Origin of the sequence: Patulibacter medicamentivorans, assembly GCF_000240225.1 — a bacterium.
GTDB classification, from domain to species: domain Bacteria; phylum Actinomycetota; class Thermoleophilia; order Solirubrobacterales; family Solirubrobacteraceae; genus Patulibacter; species Patulibacter medicamentivorans.
In genome coordinates this window covers 1-3716 of sequence record NZ_AGUD01000331.1, presented here as the reverse complement: position 1 = coordinate 3716, position 3716 = coordinate 1, and the positions used below count along the sequence as shown (strand labels likewise).

At 74.4% G+C, this 3716-nt stretch carries 5 protein-coding genes and 2 tRNA genes; 3 read left to right on the top strand and 4 right to left on the bottom strand.

Annotated features, from left to right (window positions below; translation table 11 throughout):
- A partial coding sequence (locus PAI11_RS27690; RefSeq protein WP_040601529.1) for a hypothetical protein occupies window positions 1-931 on the top strand: 931 nt, incomplete at its 5' end.
- Between the two features lies 1 nt (window position 932).
- On the opposite strand, the gene PAI11_RS23415 is transcribed toward PAI11_RS27690, so the two are convergent.
- The 4 genes from PAI11_RS23415 to PAI11_RS23400 form a co-directional block, all read right to left on the bottom strand.
- Window positions 933-1820 (bottom strand): hypothetical protein, encoded by an 888-nt coding sequence (locus PAI11_RS23415; RefSeq protein ID WP_007579517.1) that lies wholly within the window; start codon window positions 1818-1820, stop codon window positions 933-935.
- Window positions 1817-2389, bottom strand: a complete 573-nt coding sequence (locus tag PAI11_RS23410) for an RNA polymerase sigma factor (RefSeq protein ID WP_007579515.1) — start codon at window positions 2387-2389, stop codon at window positions 1817-1819. The genes PAI11_RS23415 and PAI11_RS23410 overlap by 4 nt, the downstream gene beginning before the upstream one ends.
- Window positions 2390-2549: 160 nt before the next feature.
- Window positions 2550-2621, bottom strand: a tRNA-Glu gene (locus tag PAI11_RS23405).
- A 78-nt stretch (window positions 2622-2699) separates the two neighbouring features.
- Window positions 2700-2969, bottom strand: a complete 270-nt coding sequence (locus tag PAI11_RS23400) for a hypothetical protein (RefSeq protein ID WP_007579513.1) — start codon at window positions 2967-2969, stop codon at window positions 2700-2702.
- A gap of 71 nt (window positions 2970-3040) precedes the next feature.
- On the opposite strand from PAI11_RS23400, the gene PAI11_RS23395 reads away from it, so the two are divergent.
- Both PAI11_RS23395 and PAI11_RS23390 read left to right on the top strand, forming a co-directional pair.
- Window positions 3041-3113, top strand: a tRNA-Lys gene (locus tag PAI11_RS23395).
- Between the two features lie 188 nt (window positions 3114-3301).
- Window positions 3302-3716 (top strand): collagen-like protein (locus PAI11_RS23390; RefSeq protein ID WP_211656656.1); only part of this gene is annotated, 415 nt, incomplete at its 3' end.

The window sequence follows — 3716 nt, the reverse complement described above, 5'->3', positions numbered from 1 at the left end:
GCTGCGCAGCGAGCGCGGCGGGCGGGTCGAGCTGCTCGGCGGCCGGCGGCCGTGCGTCGCCGCGGGGCGCGGCGGCCACGTCCGCCTGTGGTGCCTGCGAGGCGACCGCTGGGTCAGCGGCGGCCCGGCCGCGTTCCGCGTCGGCGACGGCGCCTCGTTCGGCGGAGCCTTCCTGGCCGGGGGCCGGATCCTGCTGCTGCGCACCCGCCGGGTCGTGAACGCCCTCGCCTCCGGCAGCCGCCTGCAGGCGACGGCGTTCGGCCGCATCGGAGGGCGCTGGATCGCGGATTCGCCCGGTGAGCTCGATCCCACCGCCCCCGGCGGGACCCAGCGACCCTTCGGGCTCGCGATCGCCAGCACTCCCTGTGCCGCCTACGACGCCCTGCCAGCCGATCGCCGGACCTCGCCGCTGCCGCGCCTGAGCTGCCTGCGCGGCCGGCGCTGGCGAGCGGTCGGGCCGCCGCTCGACCCCACCGGTGGCGCGCCCGTGCCCGGGGTCGCCTTCGGCGTCGACGGCGCCGTCGGAGTCGGCGGCACCGCCTACGTCGGCGTCGACCGCTTCGTCGGCCGCGCCGTCGACTGGCGAGTCCACGCGCTGATCGGCGGCCGCTGGCGGGCGACCGCGCTCGGAGGCGACGACCCGGAGTGGAACGAGCAGGGCACGCTGTTCGCCGTCCGCGGCGAGCCGTGGGCGATCCGCTTCGACCAGCGGACGACCGAGCGCTCGCTGGCGACCCGGGTGGTCGTGCTGCGGCTCGACCGCCGCAGCGGCCGCGCGGTCCAGGTCGGGAGCGCGCTGCGGGACGCCGAGCGCTTCACGGTGCCGCTGTCCTACGGCCTGGCCACCGTCGGCCGGCGGGTCTACGCGATGGCGACGGTGCCGAACGCCCGGACCGGGCGCGACGAGGCCCGGGCGTTCGTGCTCCGCTGACTCAACGCGGGCGCCGGTTGGACGACAGCCGCACGACCTTCTGGCCCGGCCGCTTCGGCAGCCGCAGGACGCTGCGGTCGTTGGTCGTCTCGTAGGTGTCGAAGGTCTGGACCGGGCACTGCGGCTTGGCCTCGGTCCCGCTGCACTTGAAATCGATCCGCAGCATCCGCGGGTCGTCCTCGTCGCGCGAGACGTACCAGGCGCGGACGATCGTGGACGGGTCGTCGGTCACGATCCGGTAGGCGGGCACGCCCTTGACCTGGGTCTCGCCGTCGAGCTTCGCCTTGCCGTCGCGGACCGCCTGGGCGAAGGTCTGGGCCTGCTTCAGCAGGTAGCGGCCTCGGAACTCGCTCCGCCTCAGGACCTTCGTCCAGGGGTTGATCATCAGCGTGTTGGTCTTCGAGTCGTACCGCGTCCAGCGCCGCCGCGTGCGCTCGACCACGCCGCGGTAGTCGGTGAAGCTGCCGTCGGCCCGGGTGGTGAGGATGCGCGAGATCCCGGTGTAGCGCCCGTCGGTCGTGACCCACTGCTCCTCGCGGACCGTCCGCGCGCGCCCGGCTGCGTCGGGGGCGTCCTCGCCGTTGCTGACGATGTGGACGATCGTGTCCTTCGACTCGATGATGTTCGCCAGCGCCGTCGCCGCGCCCGGCAGCCCGCCGCCGCCGCGGGTGATCGCGAACAGCACCGAGCCGGCGACCACCAGCGCCATCAGGGCGGCCAGGAACGTCGTCGGCGACCAGGTGGCGCGGCGGGCCCGATAGGTCGGGTAGGGCGAGGCGGTGATCGATCGCAGCGTCTGCGCCCGGACGTCGGGGTCGACGACCGCGTCGGGGTCCTTGACCGGGTTGCGGACCGCGACGGCCCAGGAACGATCGTCACGGCCGCTCATCGCGGGGTCCTCGGGTCGTCGGAAGCGGGGGCGGGAGCCGGGACCACGGCGTGCTCGCCGGTCACCTGGCCGGTGCGGCGCCAGGAGGCCTCGAGGGCCTCGCCGACGCGGCGGCGGGCCCGGTGCAGCCGGACGCGGAAGGCCGCGCGGCTGCAGCCGGCGGCGATCGCCGCCCGCGCCGGGCTCAGCTCCTCCCAGGCCACCAGCAGCAGCGCCTCGAGCTCGACCGGCGAGAGCAGCTGCAGCTCGGAGCGGAGCGTCGTCGAGATCCGGAAGCGGTCGTCGTGGTGGCGCTCCGGGACGACGGCCAGGCGGTCGAGCAGCGCCTCGCGACGCTCCGCCGCCTCGCGGTAGCCGACCAGGGTCCGACCGGCGACGGCCAGCAGCCAGGGCAGCGTGTCCTCCGGGAGGTCCTCGAGCTCGCGCCAGGCGACGAGGAAGGTCTCCTCGGCCACGTCCTCGGCCACGTCGGCTGACGCGCGCCGGTGCCCGTACGCGACGACCTCGGCGTAGTGCTGCGCGAAGAGGCGCTCGAACGCGATCGCACGCGTGCGGTCTGTCGACGTCATCCCGAGGTCACCCTGCCGACCCCCACCGCATCGCGCGAGCGGAGTCAGCGAGGAGACGATACCCGGAACAGCGATGAGTCTCGTCGCCGTGCCTGGACGGTGGCCTCGGCGGCGGGTCCGAGCGCGACGGCCACTCGGACTCGCCGGGGCCGCGAGGAGGTACCCCCAAGGGGAATCGAACCCCTGCTACCAGCGTGAAAGGCTGACGTGCTAACCGCTACACCATGGGGGCGGGTCCCCCGAGTCTAGAACGCCCGGCGCGTCGACGACCCGTCGGCGCCGGCCGGTCGCCCGCGCCGCGGCCGGGCCCTCAGCCCTCCCGCCCCAGATCGCAGGGACGCTCCTGGTCCGCTTCGCCGTAGGTGTCCGCCCCGAGATCGCGCTCGGCCTCGGCACGGCCGTCGCGGATGATCGGCTGCGTGTTGTGCCCGTCGCCGTGGCTGGCGTGGTCGATCAGATCCCGCTCGGCCAGCTCGAAGCCCTCCGACTGTCCCTCGCCCGCCTCGTCGAGCGGAGCCTGGGCCAACCGTCGGCGCTCCAGCAACCGCCGCTCGTGGTCGTAGTCAACGGGCTCGCTCATGGTACGAGCCTCCCACACCGGCGAGCGCGTGTCGCGGGCGAGCGTCGACGGAGCGGGATACCCTGCCGGGCGGGCCGCTAGCTCAATCGGTAGAGCAAGAGCCTTTTAAGCTCGTGGTTCTGGGTTCGAGTCCCAGGCGGCCCACCTGCTCGTCCCGTTCGCGCGGGCGAGCACGAGGTCCACGATCAGGCCCGCCGCGCAGCTCCCCGCGGGCCGCGTCGGCGGTCCCGCCGATCGGGCGTGGCCTAGCCGTCCAGTGGACAGCGCCGACAGCAAGGCGTGGACATACAGTCGCGCGCGTCCCACGACCTCCCCCATAGAAGGACGTCCGAATGTCCATGTTGACGAAGCTCCTACGCCGTCACACCATCGCGCTGCTCGCGCTCTTCATCGCCCTCGGTGGCACCTCGTACGCCGTCACCAGCGCGGCCAAGCCCTCGTCGAAGACCTACTACGCCTGCGTGACGAAGCGCTACAAGACGCTCAACCTGTCGAGCGCCGACGGGTCGTGTCGCCCGGGCGAGCGGAAGATCTCGTTCAACGCCAAGGGCCCGGCCGGACTCCGCGGCGCATCCGGCATCGCCGGGGCGAAGGGCGCGGACGGCGCGATCGGGCCGGCCGGCGCCAAGGGGGCCGACGGCGCGGCAGGGCCGGCCGGGCCCAAGGGCGCCGACGGAGCCAAGGGCGAGGCCGGCGCCGACGGCGCGACCGGTCCCAAGGGGGACACCGGCCCGGCCGGCGCCGACG

Bases quoted from the DNA above. Each gene is read 5' to 3' on its own strand.
- PAI11_RS23415 (WP_007579517.1), bottom strand. From the start codon at position 1,820: ATGAGCGGCCGTGACGATCGTTCCTGGGCCGTCGCGGTCCGCAACCCG.
- PAI11_RS23410 (WP_007579515.1), bottom strand. From the start codon at position 2,389: ATGACGTCGACAGACCGCACGCGTGCGATCGCGTTCGAGCGCCTCTTC.
- PAI11_RS23400 (WP_007579513.1), bottom strand. From the start codon at position 2,969: ATGAGCGAGCCCGTTGACTACGACCACGAGCGGCGGTTGCTGGAGCGC.